Below are 21,481 nucleotides of genomic sequence, written 5' to 3'. Positions count from 1 at the left end.
GGGAGAGGGTGGATCGGCCGCTGAGCCGAGACGGGTGAGGGGTTGTTTTCGCACATGCGAAAGCCGCCTAAGCCGACCCCCGCAACACCAATTCCGCATTCAACAAAATATGCTGCCCCTGCATGCGCGGATCATCAAACACCCGCGAACTATCCAGCTTCGACAACAGCAGAGTAATCGCCAGCCGCCCCATTTCCGTGGTGTTCTGCGACACCGTGGTCAGCGGCGGCCAGATATATTCGCTCAGCGGCTGGTCATCATGCCCCGCCACCCGCAAATCGCTATCCGGCCCGATCCCGACCTTGAGCCCCGCCTGGTTTGCCGCCGCCAGCACGCCAAATGCCACCCGGTCATTGCCGCACAACACCGTCTTGCTGGGAAACCCGCCCGCTGCCAGCACCTTATTGGTCTGCTCGAACGCATAGCGCTCAAATTCCCAGCTTTCGGAATGCTCCACGGGGATCAGCAGGGGCTCCAGCCCCCGCCGCTCCATCGTGGCGATATAGGCCGCCCGGCGCTCCACTGTATTGCTGTTCACCGCCGGCATATCGAAATAGCCCGGCCTATCGCCCGAGCGCGTCAGATAATCGGTAATCAGCGCCATGCTCTGCGCATTATTGGTGCCGACAAACGCCTCCTCGGCGTCAAATGGTGCGTCGATAAATACGATGGGAATATTGCGCGCCAGCGCCCGCACCTTGTCGTGATGCGCGCTATGCCCGCCCACCGGCGCCATGATTACCCCCGCCACATTGAGCGAGGTCAGCGTCTCGATCGCCTCGGCCTCCAGCTCCGCCCGCCCGTCCGAGCTGAACACAAACGGCAAATACCCCGCCGCCGTCGCCTCCGCCTCAATGCGCCGCCGCAGCCCCATGTAAAACGGATCAAGCGAGCTCGGAAACACCAGCCCGATAATCTTGGACCGCCGCCGGTTCAGATTGACCGCAAAAAGATTGGGCCGGAACCCGGTCTCGGCCAGCCCCGCATCAATCTTCTCGCGCACCTTGACGCGCACCGAACTGGGGTCCTGAAAATACTTGGAAACCGTCGGCCGCGACAGCCCCACCGCCTTGGCAAACTCTTCCATCGTCCGGATTCGCTTGCGCGTCATAGCCAATCGTTCCTCTGCCTTGTCCCCTCCTTGCTGCCACCGGCAACCCGCCATGTCAAATCTTGTTTGACGCGCGGAAAACCACAATTTTTACAGGAAAAATTTGAAGGCAGGGCGCAATGCCTCCCACCCACGAAGCCCAACCCTCGCCCCTTGAGGGAGAGGGACAGTAATTTCTTCGTCTAGAAGAAATTACAGGGTGAGGGGTTGCGATCTCCTCGCCACCACAAAGCCCAGTTCCATCGCCTCCCTCCCCCTTGAGGGGAGGGCCGGGGTGGGGGTCGTTGGGGCTCATGCGCGAAACTAGCCGACCCCCTCCCTCATTCCCTCCCCTCAAGGGGGAGGGAGACAAAAGAGCCTCGGCCTCAGTGCTTGCGCCCCCTAAGTCCTTAAATCCAAATTCGACAGATCAAACTCCTCATGATGCGCCAGAGCCGCCGCCCCAATGGCACATTCAAACGCCCCAATCCGCGACACCGTCAGCAGCGGCAGGCTCATCCCCGGCACCATGCGCCGCCCCAGTGGCCCCGCCACCCGCTCCACCACCGCATCCAGCACCGGTAGCATGGCCCCGCCCAGCACCACCTCATCGGGGTCGAAAATATTGGTGATATCGACCAGCCCCTCAGTCAAATGCCCCGCCAGCGTCGTCACCGCCCGCTCGGCATCCGGGTCACCCACGGCCAGCCCCGCCGCCACCTGCGCCGGCAAGTGCGGATCGGTCGCCGCCTCATCGACATCCCTGTTGGTCGCATAGCGTTGCAGCGCCCGCAGGTTCACAAACGTCTCCATGCACCCGCGCTGCCCGCAACTGCACAGCGGCCCATCCGCCGCAATTCGCAAATGGCCAAACTCCGTCCCCAGCCCATTGCCCCCGCGCAGCAGCTTGTCGTCAATGATCACCGCGCCGCCGCAACCCGTCCCGATCTTGAGGTAAACCACCACACCCCGATGCGGCCGCGGGTCCAAATAAATATGCCCGAACGCGGCCGCATTGGCATTGTTCTCGACATGGCAGGGCAGATCGATGTCAGCCGCAATCAGCGCCCCCAGATTGACATCCTTCCACCCCAAAATCGGCAGATTGATCACATGCCCATCCCGCCGCACCAGCCCCGGCACGGTCACCCCCATCGCCCGGATAGAGTCGCGATAGAGCGTCAGGCTCGCCAGCTTGTCCGCCACCAGCCCCACCACCTGGTCCGGCGCCAGCCCCCGGTCAAACGACATTTCGTCCGTCTCGGCCACGCCCGCCGCCAGGTCGAGCAGAGCAAAACGCAGCACGCCCACCCCGATCTCTACGCCAAAGAAGTAAGCCCCCTTGGGCTCCAGCGCGATATCGATCCCCGGCCGCCCCACATCGCGCCGCTCGGGACTGTCCTCGCGCGCCCTCTCGCTGACCATGCCGCGCGCCAGCAGGTCATCGATCATCCCGGTGATCGAGGCCCGCGTTAGCGATAGCCGCCGCGCCAGCTCCGCCCGCGACACCGGCCCGCTGACCCGCAAAATCCCCAGCAGCCGCCGCTCATTAATGTGCCGCACCAGCGACTGATTGGCCATATTTCCCGGTTTCCGTGACGGCGTAAAAACTCATCAAGCTCTAGCGGCGCCATGTTGACAGCACAACTCCGCCGCTATTATGTTTGCTAAGTTAACAAATTATCGAACCGCCCGGCAATGGCGTATTCGACCAGCGGCGGGAGCGAATTGAATGCCCAAAAAGCAGGAGCGGACGCTGCGTGTTGGCGTGCTGGGCTGCGGCGCCATCGCCCAGGCCGCCCATTTCGAAAGCTGCACCAAGGCCGCAAACGCCGATCTCTACGCCATCTGCGACGTGGCCGATGATCTGCGCAATCGCATGGCCGCCACCCACGCCCCGCAAAAAAGCTTTGCTGATTACGATGCCATGCTGGCCGATCCCGACCTTGAAGCCGTGATCATCGCCACCTCCGACGCCTTCCACGTCCCCGCCGCCCTGCGCGCGCTTGAGGCCGGCAAGCACGTGCTCTGCGAAAAGCCCCTCGCCACCTCCATCGAGGAGGCCGAAAGCCTGCGCGCCGCCGTCGCCATCTCCGGCAAACGCCTCCAGGTCGGCCACATGAAACGGTTCGACGCGGGCCTGGAGGCCGCCAAATCCTTCATCGACACCGGCATGGGCCAGCTCGTCGCCCTCAAGGCCTGGTATTGCGACAGCACCCACCGCTATCCCATGACCGACGCCGTCCAGCCCCTGATCATCGCCAGCGCCGCCGCCCGCAAACCGGCCGAAAACCCCAAAGCCGATCTCGACCGCTATTACATGCTCGCCCATGGCAGCCATCTGGTCGATACCGCCCGCTATTTCGCCGGCGAAATTACCGCGGTCCAGGCGCGCCTCGCCAACCGCGCCGGCATGCGCTGCTGGTTCATGGATGTTGAATTCGCCAATGGCACGCTGGGCCATCTCGATCTCACCGTCGCCGTCCGCATGGACTGGCACGAGGGCTTCCAGATCTATGGCGAAAATGGCTCCATTCTCGGCAAGACCTATAATCCCTGGTATTACAAAACCAGCGAGGTCGACATTTTCGACGAAGCCAAAGGCGCCAGCTCGCGCGTGCTCGGCGCCGATGGCCATTTCTACCGCCGCCAGCTCGAAGCCTTTGCCGATACCATCCTGACCGGGGCCCCCCAGACCGGCGCCGATATCGAAGATGGCATCGCCTCGGTCCGCGCCATGGTGGCCATCGCCCACTCGGTCAAGTCGGGCCAGCCCGTCCGCCTCGCCGACGTCGCGGGAGCCCTCTGATGCGCCTGGGCATCTTCGCCAAAACCTTCCCCGGCGCCGATCCCATGACGGTTCTGGCCCAGGCCAAAGCCGCCGGCTTTGCCTCCGTGCAATACAACATGGCCTGCTCAGGCCTCCCATCGATGCCCGACGCCATCACTCCGGCGCAGGCCCAAGCCGTCCACCACGCCGCCGGGCAAACCGGCCTCGCCATAGCCGCCGTCTCGGGCACCTACAATATGATCCATCCCGATCCCGCCATCCGCGCCACCGGCCTAGCCCGCCTCGAAACCCTCGCCGCCGCCAGCGCCGCCATGGGCACCAGCCTCATCACCCTCTGTACCGGCACCCGAGACCCCCACGACCAATGGCGCCGCCATCCCGATAACGCCACCCCCGAAGCCTGGCGCGACCTCCTCACCGAAGTGGCCAAAGCCGCCACCATTGCCGAGCGCCACAATATCCGCCTCGGCATCGAGCCCGAACTCGCCAATGTCGTGGACTCAGCCGTCCGCGCCCGCCAAGTGCTCGACGCCATCGCCAGCCCCTCCCTCGCCATCGTGCTCGACCCGGCCAACCTGTTCGAACACGCAACCCTGCCCGAACAGCGCGACATCGTCGCCCACGCCGTCGATCTCCTGGCCGACCGCATCGTCATGGGCCACGCCAAAGACCGTACTGTCGACGGTGCCTTCACCACAGCCGGCACCGGCGTCCTCGACTACCGCCACTATATTGCCCGCCTCCGCGCCATCGGCTTTTCCGGCGACCTGATTACCCACGGCCTTGAGGCCCGTGAGGCTCCCGCCGTCGCCGCCTTCCTGCGACAAGCCCTGTCATGAGGCGCCAGACTCTCGTCCGCGACGGCGTCTCCCTCGGCTGGTACGACAGCGGCGGCTCCGGCACGCCCATCCTCTTCCAACACGGCCTCTGCGGCGACATCAACCAGACCCGCGAAGCCGTCCCCGCCAGCCTCCGCCTCATCACCCTCGAATGCCGCGCCCACGGCGCCTCCGAAACCGGCCTGCTAAACAACCTCTCCATCGCCACTTTCGCCGCTGACATCGCCGCCCTCATCACCGAACTCGGCCTCGGCCCCATCATTCTGGGCGGCATTTCCATGGGCGCCGCCCTCGCCACACGCCTCGCCGTCTACCGCCCCGATCTGGTGCATGCCCTGGCTCTGGTCCGCCCCGCCTGGCTCGCCGCCGCTGCCCCACCCAATATGCAGCCCAATGCCGAGGTCGGTGCGCTGCTCGCTCAAATGCCTGTAGACGCCGCCCGCGCCGCCTTCCGCGCCAGCCCCACCTACGGTCATCTCGCCAAAACCGCGCCCGACAATCTCGCCTCGCTCATGGGCTTCTTCCAGCGTACCCCCATCACCACCACTGCCGCTTTGCTGCAAGCCATCGCCGCCGACGGCCCCGGCATCACCGAACCCGATCTGGCGGCCCTCACCATCCCAACCCTGGTCATCGGCACCCAACACGACGCCATCCACCCCTGGTCCATGGCAAAGCGCCTCGCCGCCCTCATTCCCGGCGCCAAGCTGCTCGAAGCCACACCCAAATCCATCGACAAACCCGGCTACCTGGCCGACCTTCACACCGCGCTTGCCGCCTTCTCCGAGGAAATCTGAAATGCCCAGCCCCACCTGGCTTGCCGATCTGCCGCGCCACCGGCTCCTCGCCGAATATTCCATGTGGTCGGCCGATCTCATCCGCCTGGCCGATGATCTCAGTCGCATCGAGCCCCATGCCGATCTGCTCCATATCGACGTGGCCGACGGCCATTTCGCCCCCGCGCTGCTGTTCTTCCCCGATCTCGTCGCCCGCATGCGCAGCGCCACCACACGGCCCATCCATGTCCACCTCATGGTGGCCGACGCCATCCTGCTCGAGCAGATCACCCAATTCGCCGATGCCAGCGCCGACCTCATCAGCATCCATGTCGAAAATGCCGCCATTGCCGACGCGGCCCTCTCCCTCCTCGCCAGCCGCAATGTGGCCAGTGGCATGGTCGCCCGCATCGAAACCCCGGTCGCCAAACTGGCGCCCTATCTCGACCGCCTCGATTTCCTCACCCTGCTCGGCACCGCCATCGGCGTAAAAGGACAGGGGCTCGACCCCACAGCGGGCGACCGTCTGCAGGAGGCAAAAGCCCTGATCGCCAACTCAGGCCGCAACATCATCCTCGCCGCCGATGGCGGCATCCGCGACACCACCGTCCCCCTGTTGCGTGCCGCCGGCGCACAAACTGTCGTCATGGGCTCCCTGGCCTTCGGCGCCCCAGACCTTGCCGCCCGCATGGCCTGGCTGCACGCGCTCTAGCCATGAGCAAAGCCCGCGCCATCGGCATCGATATCGGCGGCACCAGCCTGCGCGCGGCCCTGGTCGACAGCTCCGGCCACATCCTCGCCCGCGAAGAAACCGCCACCCTGGCGCAAGCCGGCCCCCAGGCCGTCGTCCAGCAGATCGCTGACCTCGTCGCCAAAATCGCCCCCGACCGCACTGGAATTACCGGTGCCGGCATCTCCTCACCCGGCCCCATCGACACCGAACGCGGCCTCGCCCTCGGCGTGCCAACCCTGGCCGGTTGGTCCGATATCCCCATCGCCAGCATGATCCAGACCGCGCTGAACCTGCCTGTCCGCCTCGAAAACGACGCCATAGCCGCCGCCATCGGCGAATGGAAATTCGGCGCCGGGCAGGGCCTCTCCCACCTGGTCTATGTCACCATCAGCACCGGCATTGGCGGCGGCGTCATTGCCGATGGCAAAGTGCTGCGCGGCCGCATGGGCATGGCCGGCCATATCGGCCACATGACCATCGAGCGCGATGGCGCCCCCTGCGCCTGCGGCAATCGCGGCTGCTGGGAAGCCTACGCCTCCGGCACCGCCTTCGCCCGCCGCATCTCCCCCCATTTCCCCAACCCAAAATCCGCTTTCGCCGCCGCCCCCTCGGGCGATCCTCGCGCCCTCCAGCTGGTCACCGAACAAGCCGATTGGCTCGGCATCGGCATCGCCAACCTGCTCCACCTCTTCAGCCCCCAAACCGTGATCCTCGGCGGCGGCATCGCCAACGGCTTTCCGCTGCTGCTCCCGGGTATCACCCACCGCGTCCAGGCCAACGCCATGCCGGCATTTCGTGATGTCCCGATAGTTCCCGCGGCGCTGGGCGAGAACGCAGGTCTGATCGGCGCTGCGGCAATGGTGATGTGAGGGCGGGCACCATCCCGCCCCAACCACCAGCCCGGCACCTCCCCCTCGACGGGGGAGGTTGGGAGGGGGTGTTGCGAGCCCCGATCCATCCCCACCTCACAAAATCTTTACGCAAGCAAACATATATATTGACGGGCCGAAGCAATCTCCCCTACCGTCACTGCACCCAGAAGCGCAGCAACGCGCCGGGCAGGGAGAACCACATGAGCCAAAATCTCGCCGGCAAAATCGTGCTGGTGACCGGCGCCAGCTCCGGCATCGGCCGGGCCCTGGCGCTTTCCGTCGCCGAAGCCGGCGCCAGCGTCGCCCTGGTCGGCCGCTCGGCCGATCGCCTGCAACTGGTCGCCAACCTTATCGGCCCCACCGCCCTCGTGCTCCCCGCCGACCTTGCCGACCCCGCCGCTGTCGAAACCGTCGCCGCCAAAACCCTCGCCCATTTTGGCCGCGTCGATATCCTGCTCGCCAATGCCGGCCTCTACATTCCCGGCGATGTGGCCGATGGCGATGCCGACGCCTGGGATGAGCTCGTGCAGGTCAATGTCAGCAGCGTCTTCCGCCTGATCCGCGCCGTGCTGCCCGGCATGATCGCCCGCCGCTCTGGCGATATTGTCGTCACCAGCTCGATTTCCGGCCATCAGGCCATCCAGTGGGAGCCGGTTTATTCCGCTTCCAAACACGCCATTCAGTCCTTTGTCCATGGCCTGCGCCGCCAGGTCGCGCCTGACAATGTGCGGGTCGGCGCCGTCGCTCCCGGCGTCGTGCTCAACGAACTCTGGGGCTATGACGATCCCACTGAGATCGACGCCAAGGTCGCTGCCCATGAAGGCCTGCGCTCGCAGGATGTCGCCGACGCCGTCCTCTTCATGCTGACCCGCCCGCCCCATGTCACCATCCGCGATCTGGTCATCCTGCCGCAAAATCAGGATATCTGATGCCGGCCTATGACTACCTCATCGTCGGAGCCGGTGCCGCCGGTTGCGTGCTCGCCAACCGGCTCTCCGCCGACCCCAATGTCCGCGTCGCCCTGGTCGAGGCCGGCCCCGACCGCAATTCCCGCAAAGCCATCATCCGCATGCCGCTGGCCATGGTCACCTTCATGGCCCCCGCTTTGGCCTTTCTCGGCGGCCCCAAATTCATGTCCTGGTTCACCACCGATCCCGAACCGGGCCTGCAGGGCCGCCAGATCGCCCTGCCGCGCGGCAAGGGCAGCGGCGGCAGCACCAATGTCAACGGTCAGATCTATATCCGCGGCCAGCGCGAGGATTTCGACCACTGGCGCGACCTGGGCAATCCCGGCTGGTCCTATGACGATCTATTGCCCTATTTCCGCAGGCTCGAACGCTTCGAACCAGATCCCGCCAGCCCGGTCGATCCCGCCTTCCACGGCAGTGACGGCCCCCTCACCATCGCCCCGCTCCGCAGCGTCAACCCAATGGCCCGCGTCTATCTCGCCGCCGCCGCGCAAGCCGGCATCCCCCTCAATCCCGATTTCAACGGCGCCACCCAGGCCGGCGCCGGCCTCTACACTTTCACCCAGCGCCATGGCGAGCGCGTCACCGCCGAAGGCGCCTATCTCGACCCCGTCCGCCACCGCCCCAATCTGCACATCCTGAGCGAGCGAACCGTCACCAAAGTCCTGTTCGACGGCAAACGCGCCACCGGCATCGCCTATGACAGCGCCACGGGGCAGGGCACCATTGCCGCCCACGAAGTCATCCTCTCCGCCGGCTCCTTCGTCTCGCCCCACCTGCTCCTGCTCTCGGGCATTGGCGACACCGCCCAGCTGCAACGCTACGGCATCACGCCGGTCCAACACCTCCCCGGCGTCGGCGAAAACCTGCAGGACCATCTCGACGTCACCCTGGAATACCGCGCCAAATCCACCGCGCCCTACGGCATCTCCTGGCGCGCCCTCCCGCGCAATGTCCTCCACGTCCTCGATTGGCTCTTCCGCCGCCGCGGCCTCTTCGCCTCCACCACGGGGGAGGGCGGCGCTTTCCTCTCGACCACGCCCGGCCAGGCCCGCCCCGATATCCAGCTCTTTTTCTGCACCGCCGTCGGCAACACGCAAAACGCCGGCGGCTTCACCGGCCATGGCTTTCTCATGCATGTCTGCCAGCTCCGTCCCGGCAGCATCGGCCGCGTCGGCCTCACCAGCGCCGATCCCCACGCCAAGCCCTCAATCCTCTACAATTTCCTGCGCCATGACGGCGCCATGGACACGCTCCGCGCCGGCATCCGCCTCGCCCGCAACATCATTGCCCAGTCCCCTTTCGCCCCGCATCTGGACCGCGAAGTCGATCCCGGCCCCAACGCGCAAAGCGACGGCGCCCTCGACGCCTTCATCCGCCGCAGCGTCGGCACGCTGTTCCACCCCGTGGGCACCTGCGCCATGGGCACCGGCCCCGACGCCGTAGTCGACCCAACGACCCTCCGCGTCCACGGCGTCGCCGGCCTGCGCGTCGTCGACGCCTCCATCATGCCCACAATCGTCTCCGGCAACACGGTCGCCGCCACCTATTGCATCGCCGAAAAGGCCGCCGACCTCATCATAAAGGACCCAAGCAATGGCTGATTTCACCGGCAAGGCCGCCCTGGTCACCGGCACAACCGGCATTGGCCGCGCCATCGCCCTCAAACTCGCCGCCGAGGGCGCACAAGTCATGGCTCTGGGCATCGACACAGCCGGCAATGCCGAACTCGCCACCCACCCGCAAATCGCCACGCGCCTGACCGATGTCTCCGTCCCCGAACAGGTCGAAGCCGCCATCGCCGAAACCGTCGCCCGCTTCGGCCATATCGACGTCATCATCAATTCAGCAGCCGTTCATCCATACGGCGATTGTGTGGCAACGAGCCCCCAAACCTTCGCCCAATGCCTCGCCGTCAATGTCGGCTCCATCCACCTCACCGCCCATTTCGGCGTGCCCCATCTGCGCCGCCAAGGGGGCGGGAGTATCGTGAATATCTCCAGCGTTCAGGGCCATGCCAGCCAGAATAACGTTGCCGCCTATGCCGCCTCCAAAGGCGCCATCCACGCCCTGACCCGCGCCATGGCGCTCGATTTCGCCGCCGACAATATTCGCGTCAATTCGGTCAGCCCCGGCTCGGTCCGCACGCCCATTCTCGAGCGCGCCGCGCGTCACAGTGATGGTCAGGATGTTGATATTGCAGCAGCTTTCGCCCGCTTCGGCGCCGCCCATCCGCTCGGTCGCATTGGCGAGCCCGAGGAAGTGGCCGAGCTGGTCGCCTTCCTCGCCTCCCCCCGCGCCGCCTTCATCACCGGCGCCGACCACCGCATCGACGGCGGCCTCACCGCGGGGATTGCCGTGCGCTGATCACAATATCCCGGTGGCGCGCGAATAAAGATCCGTTTGCTGCCGGACCGCCAGCAGCAACAGCGAACGGGCGTCGGTTTTCTGGCCGTTCGCCGCGGCGGCCGCATGCAATGTGCCCAGAAACTGGCTGATCAGCGGCATGGGAATGTCCCGATCACCCAGCGCCGCCATCAGCCGCTCCACCGCCGCAACGGCATCGGGATGCGGCCAATAATAGCGGATGCGGTCCGAATAGCTGAAATGGCGCTGCATATGCAGGGCAGCGGCATCGCCATGGTAATATTTCTGCCAATGCTGCGGCTCGCGCAGCATCAGCGCTTCCATCGCCAGCGCGACAGTCTCGCTCGGCTCCAACAGACCCAGCGCAACAGCAACCTGATCCAGCCCATAAATCGCCTCGCGCAGAACAAAAGTCAGCGCCGGACCCACTTTGAGAATGTTGAACCCATCGGCCACCAGACCCGCCAGCGCAGCCTCCGGCTGGTAATCCGTCGAATGCGCCTCGAAAACGAATTGCGGCACCTGACCCAGCACCGCGCTCAATGCCTGCGCTTTGGCTGGTTCATAGACGATCACATCTTCATTGCCGAACTCGACGCCCGGCTGTACCACGACCCCGACAACGCGGGCAAAGGCATCATCCAGCCCACGCGCCGCGAAGGCCCGCCGATGCACTTCGATCGTAGCCAGCGCCGCTGCCGGCATCGTGACCTGCAAATGGTCCAGCGCTTCGAGCGCCCCACCCGGAACCGGCACTTCCGTGCCAATAATATAGACCGGCTTGTCGCCTCCAGCGGGCAGGGCGCCTTCTGCCGCCTGCGCCAGAAATGCCGCGCGTTCGGCTGTTGTCGCATCCGGCAGCGCGACAGGCTCGCCCTGGCAGCCCATGCTGGTATCGAGATGCAGCTTCGTAAAGCCAGCGGCCACAAAAGCGGTGATCATCACCCGCGACTTTTCCATGGCCTCATCGGCTGGCAAATGCTTCCAGGGATTGGGGCCAAGATGGTCCCCGCCCAGGATCAGCTTGGCGGTGTCGAACCCCACCTTGGCGGCAATGGCTTCCACGAACTTGCGGAAATCCAGCGGGGTCATCCCGGTATAGCCGCCATCCTGATTGACCTGATTGCAGGTGGCCTCGATCAGCACAACATGCCGGTTCTCCCGGCCCGCAATCAGCGCGCTCTCGATCACCAGGGGATGCGCCGAACAGATCGAGACAATGCCCACCCGTTTGCCGGCGCGGTGTTGTTTTGGCAGGTCCAGCAGCAGGGCGGTGCTCATGCCGACACCTGCTGGGCCAGAAATGCATCAAGCTCGGCCCGCGTGGACGTTCCCTCCATCGGCCCCTTGCGGCCCACCGCCAAAGCACCGGCACCATTGGCCCGGCGCAGGTTGGTTTCGGCATCCAATCCTGCCAACCAGCCGGCCAGGAATGTCGCGCCAAAAGCGTCTCCCGCCCCGGTCGGATCGATCTCCTCGACCACAAAGGCCGGCACGAACAAATCCTGCTCGCCATCCAGATAGCGCGCTCCCGCCGCGCCCTGCTTGAGCACGATGGCCCGAACGCCACGCGCCAGAATATCCTTGGCGGCCGCGTCTTCGCTGGTCTCCTGGGAAAACAGCAACACCTCAGCCCCGCTCGGCATGAACAGATCGGTCTGCGCCAGCACCGTGTCCAGCGCCGCGCGCAGCCCCGCAAAATCCAGCATTTCCTTGCGGATATTGGGGTCGAACGACACGCTGCCGCCCCGCGCCTTGACCTGCTCAAGCGCGAACAACACCGCCTCGATAATCCCCGGCGACACCAGCGACGAGCCCATGACGTGCAAATGCCCGGCCGATGCGATCACGGCTCGCGCCTCGTCGGTCAGCCCGATATGCCCATTGGCGCTATGCTTGATGTTGAACACGAAATCGCGCTGCCCATCCGTGCGATAGCGCACGAAAGCGCTGCCGGTCACCGCATCCTCATGCACCCGGATCGCCGAGACATCCACGCCGTCCTGCCGTAGCCGCTCGATATTGAGCCAACCGAAATCATCATTGCCCACGCAACTGACCATGGCGCAGGGTTGGCCCTGCTTGGCGATCTGGTCGATGAAAATGGCCGGCGCGCCCGAGGGATAAGGCCCCACCAGTTCAATGGCCTCACGAAAACCGTTGCCCGGCGCGACGGCCATGATCTCGACGACGATCTCGCCAATGGTAACAACTTTGGTCACAGCGTCTGCTGCCTTTCAGGAAAGAGGGGCTCAGGTGCCGGTCGCGCCGGCGACGCCCTGTTCGCCGGGGTGAAGGACTTTTTCGTCAACCGAAAGCATGCGCTGATGCATCAACAGGGCGCTGCCCAGCGCCGGGCCTTCCAGCCCCAGCGCGGAAACCTGCACCTGCGGCAGCGGGAAGCCCTCGATGAATTCGCGCTGCATGGCATCGGTAACATCGGCTGCCGCCCATTTGAAAATCGGTGCCACACTGCCACCCAGCACGATAGAGGTTGGGTTAAGCACGCTGGTCACCTGCGTCAGGCCCAAAGCCAGCTTCTGCCCCCAATCCTCGACGGTCTTGAGGGCGAGCGGATCGCCCGCCTGCAATGCCGCCAGCAAATGGTCGATATCGGCCGCAGGATCGGCGCCATGCCATTGATAGCGCGCCAATACCGCTTCCTTGCCCACAAAGCTTTCGAGATGCCCCGGCCGCGTCCGGCCCCGGTAAAAGCCTTCCCCGCCCAGCACGATCTGGCCAAATTCGCCGGCCAGCCCGCTACTGCCGCGAAACAGCTTGCCGCCAATGACAATGCCGCCGCCGACACCGCTTTCGATCAGCAAAAAGGCGATGGTCTCGGTTTTCACCGAGGCATTCACATAGGTCTCGGCTATGCCAAAGGCATTGGCGTCATTCTCCACCGCCACCGGAAAGTCGTCGCCCAGCCGCTCAATCAGCAGCTTGCGCAAAGGCAGGTTGCGCCAGCCCAGCAACAGCGCGTTGATGACCAGCCCATCGCGATCGAGCAGGGCCGGCAGCGATACGCACAGCCCCCGGATCGACTGTCGATCGGCGACGCCCAGAATCACCTTCTGGATCAGCCCAACCGCAGCATCGATCCCCTCCAGCGGCTCGCGCTCGGCGGTGGGGAAGGCAATGCTTTCGCGCTGCAGCAGATTGGCCGCCAGATCGATCGCCACCACGGTAATGCGGTCCACCCCGATTTCGGCGCCGATGAACGTGCCGCCTGCCGGGTTGAGTTCGATATTGATGCCCGGCCGCCCGGTACGCACTTCCGGGCCGCGTTCCATTTCCGGCCGCTCCACCACCAGCGCGTCGGCCCGCAGATTGGCGATGATATTGCCCGTCGTCGAGCGGTTGAGGCCAAGGGCGCGCGCCAGATCGGCCCGGCTCATGCCGCCGCCGCGGAACAGCACATTGAGGGCCCGCAATTCATTGAGATATCGGATGGATTGAGGGGTCGCCATGACTTACCGCCGCTGCCGGACATTAAACTCTATTACTAGCCGGACTTCTCATCCTGCACAGACCTGTCCATGGGGACTGAACAGCTAATTGCGAAGTGCGGGGGCAGCCGAGGCCGTCCCCGCTCCCGGGAGGGAAAGCGATTACTTGGCTTCGCGCAGGGCGAGCAGGGCTTCCACATTCTCAGCAGTCACCGGCACCCATGGCACCGAATACTGCGTGCCCTTGCCATTGTCCCAGGCCAGCGTGCCGCCATTGACGTCCCACACCGCAGCCTTTGGCGCATAGCCTTCGCCTTCGGCCGCGGCCAGCGCCAGATCGATTGCACCCTGTGCCTGCGCATCGGCATCCTGCAGGGTCGACATCATCTCCCCGCGCTGCACGGCGAGCAGGGCATCGGTCACCCCATCAACGCCGGCAACCGGCACATTGGCGGGGTCGAGGCCATAGGCCTTAACCGCTTCGAGCGAGCCGATGGCCATTTCGTCATTCTCGGCGATGATGCCCTGAATGTCCCCGCCATGCGAAGTCAGCCAGTTCTCCACCAGCGTCAGCGATTCAGCACGCGACCAATTGGCGGTGCGTGTCTCGATGACCTTGACGTCGGGATAGGCGGCGAGCGCCTTCTGGATGCCTTCGAGGCGCTGCACCTGGGCCGATTGCCCGATCATGCCTTCCACGATCACCACATTGCCCTTGCCGCCCATGCGGTCGACGACCGACTTGGCCAGGATTTCGCCCGCTGCCACGTCGTTGGAGCTGATATAGGCGGTGTAAAGGCTGGTATCGCTGATCAGCGTGTTCGAACCGATCACCGGCACCCCGGCATCCCTCGCGCGCTGCACTGGATCATTGCCGGCATTGATATCGACCGGCACGAAGATGATCGCGTCATATTTCTCATTGATCGCGGTATCGAACTGGTTGGACTGGTTAAGCGGGTCCATCCGGCCATCCAGAATGGTCAGCTCGACACTACCGTCCTTGACCAGCGGATGCGCATTGGCCGCATTGGCCCACAGCACGTTGAATTCGGTATCCAGGCTCTGCACCACCGCAGCAATGCGGTAGTCGGCGGCATAGGCCGTGCCCATGCTCAGGGCCAGGGCGCTGGCGCCGGTCAATGCGGCCAGCATGAGACGGCGATTAAGAGTGACTGCCATGGGTTCCTCCCGTTAATGGCGTGACTATTCGCTCGGCCCGTTCGGGCCGGGAATTCTTAGGATTGGGAATTGCGGGATCGGTCGATCAGCACGGCAGCGACAATGATCGCGCCCTTGACGATCTGCTGGTAATACGAAGACACCCCCATCAGATCGAGACCATTGCCGATCACCCCGATGATGAGCACGCCAATCAGCGTGAACACGACCGAGCCGACCCCACCGACCAGGCTCGTGCCCCCGATAACCACCGCCGCGATGGCATCGAGTTCATAGCCGAGGCCCGCCTGGGGCAGGGCGGAGGTGGTGCGGGCGGTCAGGATCGCCCCGGCAAAACCGGCCAATGCACCCATGATCAGATAGGCCGAGAACACCACCGTTCGGGTGGGAATGCCGCTGGTGCGGGCGCTGCGCACATTGCCGCCCACGGCATAGATCCAGCGGCCATAAACGGTGAAGCGCAGCACGATCCAGGCAAGCAGGAACACGATGGCAAAGGCGATCACCGGCACCGGGATCGGGCCGACAAAGCCCTGACCCAGCCAACGGAATTCCGCGCTCAGGTTCGGCACCGGCCGCCCATCGCTGATCAGCAGCGTCGCGCCGCGCGCCATCGAGAGCATGCCCAGCGACGCCACAAAGGCTGTGACCTTGAACCGCGCAATCAGCACGCCATTGACCGCGCCGAACGCTGCCCCGACACCCACGGCGGCCAACAGGGCCAGCGCCGGATTGGACGGATCGGCCCCCGTCACCAGCATGCCCGCCACAATGCCGGCAAAAGCCAGCACCGATCCAATCGACAGATCGATGCCGCCGGTCAGGATGACGAAGGTCATGCCCACCGCCAGGATGCCGTTGATCGACACCTGCCGCAGCACATTGGTGATATTGCCGGTCGACAGGAAATTTTGATGCGCGAAAGACAGCACCACAAACAGGATGATGAAGGCCAGCAGAATGCCGTAGCGCGACAGCAGCCGTCCGGCCATGGCGCGTCGGCTATCGGTGGAAGTGGGGGACAATTCAACAGTCATGGCTGGGTCCTGCGATCAGCTGGCGAGATGGACAAGGGCTTCCTGGGTCGCGTCGGCAGCGAACATTTCGCCGGCGATGCGACCGCGACGGAAGACGATGATCCGGTCTGCATTGGCTAGGATTTCTGGGATTTCCGAGGAGATCATCAGCACCGCGTTGCCGCGGGCCGCAAATTCGGAAAGGAAGCTATAGATCTCGCGCTTGGCGCCTTCGTCGATGCCGCGCGTCGGTTCATCGCAGATCAGGATAACCGGGTCGGTTTCCACACACCGCGCGAACACCACTTTCTGCTGATTGCCGCCGCTCAAATTCTGCACCGCCAGGTCCTTGGAAGCGGTGCGAATGCGGAAGCGGGCGATCTGGTCGGTGACGGTCTTGAACTCGCGGCTGCGGCTCATGAAACCGAAGCGCGAAAACCGATGCAGCGCCGCCATCACGATATTTTCGCTGACCGAGGCCGAGAGCACCAGGCCCGTGCCCTTGCGATCCTCGGTGATCATGGCAATGCCGCCACGCAGCGCATCGGATGGTGCCTTGATCGTCAGCGCGCTGCCGCGCACCTTGACCGAACCGCTATCCTTGGGCGCATTGCCATAAAGCGCATTGGCAAATTCGCTGCGCCCGGCCCCCATCAGCCCATAAAGCCCCAGGATTTCGCCCTTGGCGACGCTGAGGGAAATGTCCTCGAACTGGCCCTTGCGCGAATAATCGCTGGCCTCGAGCAGGAGTTCACTGCGCTCGCGGGCCGGGCGGGGCTCCTGGTCGCGCAGGTCACGACCCACGATCAGCCCGATCAGCCGCTGGCGGTCGATATTGGCGAGCGGCCCGGACTCGATATAGCGGCCATCGCGGAACACGGTATATTCGTCGGCAATGGCAAAAATGTCGGTCAGCCGGTGCGACACATAGATAATGCCCACGCCCTGCGCCTGCAGCGAGCGGATCGCCTCAAACAGCGTGCCGGCTTCCTTCTCACCAATGGCCGAAGTCGGCTCATCCATGATCAGAATCTGGCTTTCCCGGCTGATCGCCTTGGCGATTTCAACCAATTGCATCTTGGCAACCGACAGGTCACGCATAATGGCATTGGCGTCGATATTGAAATTGAGCCGCGCAAACAATGCCGTGGCATCGGCCACCATCTTGGCCGTGTCGGTGAACCAGCCACCCCGGCGCGGTTCGCGGCCGAGATAGATATTCTCGGCCACGGTCATGTCGAGCACGGGGCTGAGTTCCTGGGTGATGATGGCAATGCCATCCTCAAGCGCCTCGGCGGCCGAAGCGTAATGCACCACGCGCCCTTCGCGCATGACGGTGCCGCTGTCAGGCCGCAACAGGCCCATCAGGATATTGAGAAAGGTCGATTTGCCCGCGCCATTGCCGCCGCATAGCGCATGCACACTGCCGCGCTTGAGCTTGATGCGGCCATCGAGCAGGGCCGGCACGCCAGAAAACGCCTTGGCAATATCGGTGGCGGCCAGCAGCACATCGGCTTCCACGGCATAGCCATGGGCGCTCAAATCCTGTGCCGGCACGGTGCCGGTGGTTATAGGTGTAGCCAATTGCTCCTCCGAACCGGCCAGTCGCGCTGGCTCTAATATGTTCGTTGTGACACCAAACATATTTGCTGCCGGGCAGTGAGTCAACACGTGCCCGGCAGCAAATAACACTCAGGCGGTGCGGCCGATCTCGGCCTTGCGCAGCGCTTCGTCATAACGGGATTCGATAAAGACCTTGGCGAGGCGGGCGACTTCCACATTGTCGACCCAGGTGTCTCGCCAGATGCCGCAGGTGATCGACAGGTCCTCATCCACCACCTTGGTGGAGAAGGATTCAAAGGTCACGTAGTCGTCGTAACCGATGGCGACGAGGGCGTCGAAAATTGCCGGGAAGTCGATCGTGCCGGTGCCGAGATAGCCGCGATAATTCTCGCCAACATGGAAATAGCCCAGCTTCTTGCCAGCCAGCTTGATAGCGGCGGCCGGGTTGTTTTCCTCGATATTCATGTGGAACGTATCGAGATGCAGGAACACATTGTCCGAGCCGGTGGCCTCGATATAGGCCAGGCCCTGCGCTGTCGTGTTGAGCAGATTGCTCTCGAACCGGTTGACGATCTCCAGATTCATCGAAACGCCGGAAGCCTTGGCCTTTTCGGCCACGCGCGCCATGGCGGCGACACTATTGTCCCAGCCCTTCTTGGTCGGCATCGAGCGGTATTTGTTGTGCGCTGAGAAGATGATGCCGCCCAGCTTTTCGCCGCCCAGGTCGCGCGTCACGGCGACGGCATCATTGAGTGCCGCTTCGCCGCGCTTGACGCTGTCCAGGTCTTCGCTGGAAATGTCGCTATCGGCCGGCAGGCCCATGGTGACCACGACTTTCAGATTATAGTCGCGCAGGCGCTGAGCGAGCCAGGCCACGTCAAACTTGGAGGGGTCGAGGCGGGGGAATTCGATCAGCCCATAGCCCAGGCGATGGGACTTTTCCATCGCGCCTTCAAGCTCTTGCTGGGTGGTGCCGCCCGTCCAGACGAACGAGTGAATGCCAAGCGTTTTCATGTCGTGATCCTGTGGTCTGACAATTCGAGTATTCTTGTTGAGAGTGTTCTGGGGCCTTGCCGGCCAGGATCGTGTCTCTCCTCCCACGATCTTTTGTTTGCATTAGCAGCAAACAAACTTGCCGGCAAGTCCAACCCCATATAGCTTCCGCATCAATCAACGGGCCGGAGTCCTGCTCACGGCCGCTCAGACGCGGGAGGAATAGCGTGAGCCAGTTCAATTTTTCCGATGCCTTTGACCTCACCGGCAAGGTCGTGGTGATCACCGGCGCCGCCGGCGGCATTGGCCAGGCCATGGTGGAAGCCTTCGCCGAACGTGGCGCGCTCTTGGCCCTGGTGGATCGTGCCGACCAGCATGTAGTAACCGCCGAAAAGCTGGGCGCGCCACACCGCGCCTGGACTTTTGATATTGCCGACGCCGCTGCCATCGAGCGCTTCGCCGCCGAATGCACCGCCCATTTCGGCCGTATCGATATCCTGATCAACAATGCCGGCATCGGCATTCTAGCGCCGGCCGAAGACTTGCCCATTGAAGCATGGGACCTGACCATGGCGATCAACCTGCGTGCGCCATTCCTTTTCGCCAAAGCCTGCGCCCCCACCATGCTCAAAGCCGGCTGGGGCCGCGTCATCACCATCGCCTCCCAGGCCGGAATAGTGGGCATTGCCGAACACGTCGCCTATAGCGCCAGCAAGGCCGGCCTCATCGGCATGACCAATTGCCTGGCGCTGGAATGGGGCCCACGCGGCATCACCGCCAATTGCATCTCGCCCACAGTGGTCGAAACCGAATTGGCCAAGGTCGGTTGGTCCGGTGAAAAGGGCGAAAAGGCCCGCGCCGAAATCCCCACCCGTCGTTTTGCTCAACCTGCCGAAGTGGCGCTCGCCGCGCTCTATCTCGCCAGCGACGCCGCCGAAATGGTCAACGGCGCCAATCTGATGATCGATGGCGGCTACACCATCCGCTGATCCAACATGCCAGGGAGGACAATCATGGCACAATCAATCAATGGCAAAGTCGCCATTGTCACCGGCGCCAGCTCGGGCATTGGCCGCGCCGCCGCCCGCATGCTGGCCGGGCAGGGGGCGCGCCTCGCCCTCGTTGCCCGCTCGGCCGATAAGCTGCAGGCGCTCAAGGATGAATTGGGTGGCGAGACCATCGTCGTCCCCGCCGATCTGACCCAGCCGGCCCATGTCGACGCCATGGTCCAGACCGCCTTGGACCGCTTCGGTCAGGTCGATATTCTGTTCGCCAATGCCGGCAGCTATGTCACCGGCGACGTCGCTCAGGGCGATCCCGATGTGTGGGACAATGTGTTGAGCGTCAACGTCAATTCCATCTTCCGCGCCGTCCGGGCCGTGCTGCCCGGCATGATCGAGCGGCGGAGCGGCGATATCGTGGTCACCAGCTCCATTTCGGGGCATCAGGCCATTCATTGGGAGCCGGTCTATAGCGCCAGCAAACACGCTGTGCAGTCCTTCGTTCACGGCGTGCGCCGCCAGATTGCCCCCCATAATGTGCGCATCGGCGCGCTGGCGCCCGGCATCGTGCTCAACGAACTCTGGGGCCTGACTGACGAGGCGGAGATCGAACGCCGCGTTGCCGCCCATGCCGGGTTGCAGTGCGAGGACGTCGCCGACGCGCTGCTGTTCATGCTGACGCGCCCGGCCAATGCCACCGTGCGAGATCTGGTACTCCTGCCGCAAAACCAGGACATCTGATCGACGTAGGCACTTTCGACTGCGCATTTACTGGCGTGTCCGCGGCTACGGGCGGACCCGTCGAACATATGAAGCGGCGCCGGCGGCTCGTCCGCTTCCCGCGCTGGAGCGCGTCGCCCCGCCGGACCGGTCACGAGGACGCGGATGTGCTCGCTGTCGGCCCGGCTGACGCTGAGCGTCCGGTCGGGCGTCAGCTGGACAAAATCGCAGCGAACGGACCCAGAAAGGTGACAGCCCCAATGCTGTCGGGCTGGTAGCGGGCGAGAGCCAGCCGGACAAAGAGAGAACTGGTCGGGCTGATCTATGGCGACATCGACATGCCAGAGTTGCCGCTCCTCATTGTACTGCGGTTTGTAGTCAACTTTCCTTACTATCAATCTTAACTTGACAATTTTAGGAAGGTTTTGTTTTAACCGCAGAACGTGAAGTTTATGCCGCCGCGGTGGGCCACCGGGTTCGGAATGGCGCTTTGCCTGAGCGAGGTTGATTGCAGTGCCATGGCGGTAGGTGTTTCCAGTACGCGCGACGATCTGATCGGGGTCTATCTGGCGCATTGGCGGAGTCTTTGCGATCGCCTCAGCTACCACACAAAATCGCCTGATATTGCCGAGGAGGCGCTGCAGGAGACCTGGATACGCCTGGATGCCCTGCCCGATGACAAGCAGCGTCTTCCCATCCGCGACCGGCAGGCGTTCATCCTTCGGGTGGCCAGCAATATAGCGGTCGATCTCTTTCGCCGCGAACGCCGCCATGGCGCCCGAGCCATAAGCGATGAGGCGGTGCTTGCTGCTATCGCCGATGCCACCCCTGGACCCGAGACCATTGCCATTGATCGCGATCATCTTCGGCAACTGGTCATAGCGCTCGCTACACTTCCTCCCAAGGCCAGGTATGCGTTGCTGCTGAACCGTTGCGAGGGTCTCTCGCATGGTGAGATCGCCAAACGCCTTGGAGTCTCCCAAAGCATGGTCGCCAAATATCTGGCACAGGCACTACGACATTGCCGCGATCACTTCCGGCACATCGGGAGTGAAAATTGATGTGCGGATGCGGTGCAAGATCGCCGTCCTCGGTTCGTCTTCTATAGATGAGGCTGTCTC

General features: G+C 63.9%; 20 protein-coding genes. 11 read left to right on the top strand and 9 right to left on the bottom strand.

The window, feature by feature from the left end:
- Positions 1-67 precede the first annotated feature (67 nt).
- Positions 68-1,087, bottom strand: a complete 1,020-nt coding sequence (locus QQL79_RS13140) for a LacI family DNA-binding transcriptional regulator (RefSeq protein ID WP_284392883.1) — start codon at positions 1,085-1,087, stop codon at positions 68-70.
- A 405-nt stretch (positions 1,088-1,492) separates the two neighbouring features.
- Entirely contained in the window at positions 1,493-2,671 is a 1,179-nt protein-coding gene (locus tag QQL79_RS13135) for an ROK family transcriptional regulator (protein ID WP_284391533.1), read from the bottom strand.
- A 151-nt stretch (positions 2,672-2,822) separates the two neighbouring features.
- On the opposite strand from QQL79_RS13135, the gene QQL79_RS13130 reads away from it, so the two are divergent.
- The 8 genes from QQL79_RS13130 (at position 2,823) to QQL79_RS13095 (ending at position 10,436) form a co-directional block, all read left to right on the top strand.
- Positions 2,823-3,899, top strand: coding sequence for a Gfo/Idh/MocA family protein (locus QQL79_RS13130; protein WP_284391530.1), 1,077 nt, complete (start codon positions 2,823-2,825; stop codon positions 3,897-3,899).
- Positions 3,899-4,720, top strand: coding sequence for a sugar phosphate isomerase/epimerase family protein (locus tag QQL79_RS13125; protein WP_284391528.1), 822 nt, complete (start codon positions 3,899-3,901; stop codon positions 4,718-4,720). Before QQL79_RS13130 ends, QQL79_RS13125 begins: the two co-directional genes overlap by 1 nt.
- Positions 4,717-5,517, top strand: coding sequence for an alpha/beta fold hydrolase (locus tag QQL79_RS13120; RefSeq protein ID WP_284391526.1), 801 nt, complete (start codon positions 4,717-4,719; stop codon positions 5,515-5,517). The genes QQL79_RS13125 and QQL79_RS13120 overlap by 4 nt, the downstream gene beginning before the upstream one ends.
- Position 5,518: 1 nt before the next feature.
- The gene (locus tag QQL79_RS13115) at positions 5,519-6,208 is read left to right on the top strand and encodes a ribulose-phosphate 3-epimerase (protein WP_284391524.1); all 690 of its coding nucleotides are present in this window, start codon (positions 5,519-5,521) and stop codon (positions 6,206-6,208) included.
- Between the two features lie 2 nt (positions 6,209-6,210).
- Positions 6,211-7,098, top strand: a complete 888-nt coding sequence (locus QQL79_RS13110; protein ID WP_284391522.1) for an ROK family protein — start codon at positions 6,211-6,213, stop codon at positions 7,096-7,098.
- Positions 7,099-7,301: 203 nt separating this feature from the next.
- Complete coding sequence (locus QQL79_RS13105; RefSeq protein ID WP_284391520.1) at positions 7,302-8,030, top strand: SDR family oxidoreductase; 729 nt, start codon at positions 7,302-7,304, stop codon at positions 8,028-8,030.
- The gene (locus QQL79_RS13100; protein WP_284391518.1) at positions 8,030-9,673 is read left to right on the top strand and encodes a GMC family oxidoreductase; all 1,644 of its coding nucleotides are present in this window, start codon (positions 8,030-8,032) and stop codon (positions 9,671-9,673) included. Before QQL79_RS13105 ends, QQL79_RS13100 begins: the two co-directional genes overlap by 1 nt.
- Positions 9,666-10,436 carry an SDR family NAD(P)-dependent oxidoreductase gene (locus tag QQL79_RS13095; RefSeq protein ID WP_284391516.1) on the top strand — a complete coding sequence of 257 codons (771 nt, stop codon included), beginning with the start codon at positions 9,666-9,668 and terminating at the stop codon, positions 10,434-10,436. The genes QQL79_RS13100 and QQL79_RS13095 overlap by 8 nt, the downstream gene beginning before the upstream one ends.
- On the opposite strand, the gene QQL79_RS13090 is transcribed toward QQL79_RS13095, so the two are convergent.
- The 7 genes from QQL79_RS13090 to QQL79_RS13060 all read right to left on the bottom strand — a co-directional run bounded on the left by QQL79_RS13090 (position 10,437) and on the right by QQL79_RS13060 (position 18,660).
- A complete protein-coding gene (locus QQL79_RS13090; RefSeq protein ID WP_284391514.1) occupies positions 10,437-11,717 on the bottom strand; it encodes a D-tagatose-bisphosphate aldolase, class II, non-catalytic subunit in 1,281 nt (426 codons plus the stop codon).
- The gene (locus QQL79_RS13085; RefSeq protein WP_284391512.1) at positions 11,714-12,658 is read right to left on the bottom strand and encodes a tagatose kinase; all 945 of its coding nucleotides are present in this window, start codon (positions 12,656-12,658) and stop codon (positions 11,714-11,716) included. The genes QQL79_RS13090 and QQL79_RS13085 overlap by 4 nt, the downstream gene beginning before the upstream one ends.
- A gap of 30 nt (positions 12,659-12,688) precedes the next feature.
- Positions 12,689-13,906, bottom strand: coding sequence for an ROK family transcriptional regulator (locus QQL79_RS13080; protein ID WP_284391510.1), 1,218 nt, complete (start codon positions 13,904-13,906; stop codon positions 12,689-12,691).
- 141 nt (positions 13,907-14,047) lie between these two features.
- Positions 14,048-15,067 carry a substrate-binding domain-containing protein gene (locus QQL79_RS13075; RefSeq protein WP_284391508.1) on the bottom strand — a complete coding sequence of 340 codons (1,020 nt, stop codon included), beginning with the start codon at positions 15,065-15,067 and terminating at the stop codon, positions 14,048-14,050.
- Positions 15,068-15,123: 56 nt separating this feature from the next.
- A complete protein-coding gene (locus QQL79_RS13070; RefSeq protein WP_284391506.1) occupies positions 15,124-16,104 on the bottom strand; it encodes an ABC transporter permease in 981 nt (326 codons plus the stop codon).
- Between the two features lie 15 nt (positions 16,105-16,119).
- Positions 16,120-17,640, bottom strand: coding sequence for a sugar ABC transporter ATP-binding protein (locus tag QQL79_RS13065; protein ID WP_284392882.1), 1,521 nt, complete (start codon positions 17,638-17,640; stop codon positions 16,120-16,122).
- A gap of 135 nt (positions 17,641-17,775) precedes the next feature.
- Positions 17,776-18,660, bottom strand: coding sequence for a sugar phosphate isomerase/epimerase family protein (locus QQL79_RS13060; protein ID WP_284391504.1), 885 nt, complete (start codon positions 18,658-18,660; stop codon positions 17,776-17,778).
- A 206-nt stretch (positions 18,661-18,866) separates the two neighbouring features.
- Here QQL79_RS13060 and QQL79_RS13055 point away from each other — a divergent pair, with 206 nt between their 5' ends.
- The 3 genes from QQL79_RS13055 (at position 18,867) to QQL79_RS13045 (ending at position 21,421) form a co-directional block, all read left to right on the top strand.
- Positions 18,867-19,628 (top strand): GolD/DthD family dehydrogenase, encoded by a 762-nt coding sequence (locus QQL79_RS13055; RefSeq protein WP_284391502.1) that lies wholly within the window; start codon positions 18,867-18,869, stop codon positions 19,626-19,628.
- Between the two features lie 24 nt (positions 19,629-19,652).
- The gene (locus QQL79_RS13050) at positions 19,653-20,381 is read left to right on the top strand and encodes an SDR family oxidoreductase (RefSeq protein WP_284391500.1); all 729 of its coding nucleotides are present in this window, start codon (positions 19,653-19,655) and stop codon (positions 20,379-20,381) included.
- A 497-nt stretch (positions 20,382-20,878) separates the two neighbouring features.
- Positions 20,879-21,421 carry an RNA polymerase sigma factor gene (locus QQL79_RS13045; RefSeq protein ID WP_284391495.1) on the top strand — a complete coding sequence of 181 codons (543 nt, stop codon included), beginning with the start codon at positions 20,879-20,881 and terminating at the stop codon, positions 21,419-21,421.
- Positions 21,422-21,481: the final 60 nt, after the last annotated feature.

Origin of the sequence: Devosia yakushimensis (assembly GCF_030159855.1) — a bacterium.
Taxonomy (GTDB): Bacteria; Pseudomonadota; Alphaproteobacteria; order Rhizobiales; family Devosiaceae; genus Devosia; species Devosia yakushimensis.
Note: the sequence above shows the minus strand (reverse complement) of the source record. Positions and strands in the feature narration are given on the sequence as shown.

Excerpts from the sequence above, each read along its gene's own strand:
- QQL79_RS13140 (WP_284392883.1), bottom strand. The coding sequence starts at position 1,087 with ATGGAAGAGTTTGCCAAGGCGGTGGGGCTGTCGCGGCCGACGGTTTCC.
- QQL79_RS13135 (WP_284391533.1), bottom strand. The coding sequence starts at position 2,671 with ATGGCCAATCAGTCGCTGGTGCGGCACATTAATGAGCGGCGGCTGCTG.
- QQL79_RS13130 (WP_284391530.1), top strand. The coding sequence starts at position 2,823 with ATGCCCAAAAAGCAGGAGCGGACGCTGCGTGTTGGCGTGCTGGGCTGC.
- QQL79_RS13125 (WP_284391528.1), top strand. The coding sequence starts at position 3,899 with ATGCGCCTGGGCATCTTCGCCAAAACCTTCCCCGGCGCCGATCCCATG.
- QQL79_RS13120 (WP_284391526.1), top strand. The coding sequence starts at position 4,717 with ATGAGGCGCCAGACTCTCGTCCGCGACGGCGTCTCCCTCGGCTGGTAC.
- QQL79_RS13115 (WP_284391524.1), top strand. The coding sequence starts at position 5,519 with ATGCCCAGCCCCACCTGGCTTGCCGATCTGCCGCGCCACCGGCTCCTC.
- QQL79_RS13110 (WP_284391522.1), top strand. The coding sequence starts at position 6,211 with ATGAGCAAAGCCCGCGCCATCGGCATCGATATCGGCGGCACCAGCCTG.
- QQL79_RS13105 (WP_284391520.1), top strand. The coding sequence starts at position 7,302 with ATGAGCCAAAATCTCGCCGGCAAAATCGTGCTGGTGACCGGCGCCAGC.
- QQL79_RS13100 (WP_284391518.1), top strand. The coding sequence starts at position 8,030 with ATGCCGGCCTATGACTACCTCATCGTCGGAGCCGGTGCCGCCGGTTGC.
- QQL79_RS13095 (WP_284391516.1), top strand. The coding sequence starts at position 9,666 with ATGGCTGATTTCACCGGCAAGGCCGCCCTGGTCACCGGCACAACCGGC.
- QQL79_RS13090 (WP_284391514.1), bottom strand. The coding sequence starts at position 11,717 with ATGAGCACCGCCCTGCTGCTGGACCTGCCAAAACAACACCGCGCCGGC.
- QQL79_RS13080 (WP_284391510.1), bottom strand. The coding sequence starts at position 13,906 with ATGGCGACCCCTCAATCCATCCGATATCTCAATGAATTGCGGGCCCTC.
- QQL79_RS13075 (WP_284391508.1), bottom strand. The coding sequence starts at position 15,067 with ATGGCAGTCACTCTTAATCGCCGTCTCATGCTGGCCGCATTGACCGGC.
- QQL79_RS13070 (WP_284391506.1), bottom strand. The coding sequence starts at position 16,104 with ATGACTGTTGAATTGTCCCCCACTTCCACCGATAGCCGACGCGCCATG.
- QQL79_RS13060 (WP_284391504.1), bottom strand. The coding sequence starts at position 18,660 with ATGAAAACGCTTGGCATTCACTCGTTCGTCTGGACGGGCGGCACCACC.
- QQL79_RS13050 (WP_284391500.1), top strand. The coding sequence starts at position 19,653 with ATGGCACAATCAATCAATGGCAAAGTCGCCATTGTCACCGGCGCCAGC.
- QQL79_RS13045 (WP_284391495.1), top strand. The coding sequence starts at position 20,879 with ATGGCGGTAGGTGTTTCCAGTACGCGCGACGATCTGATCGGGGTCTAT.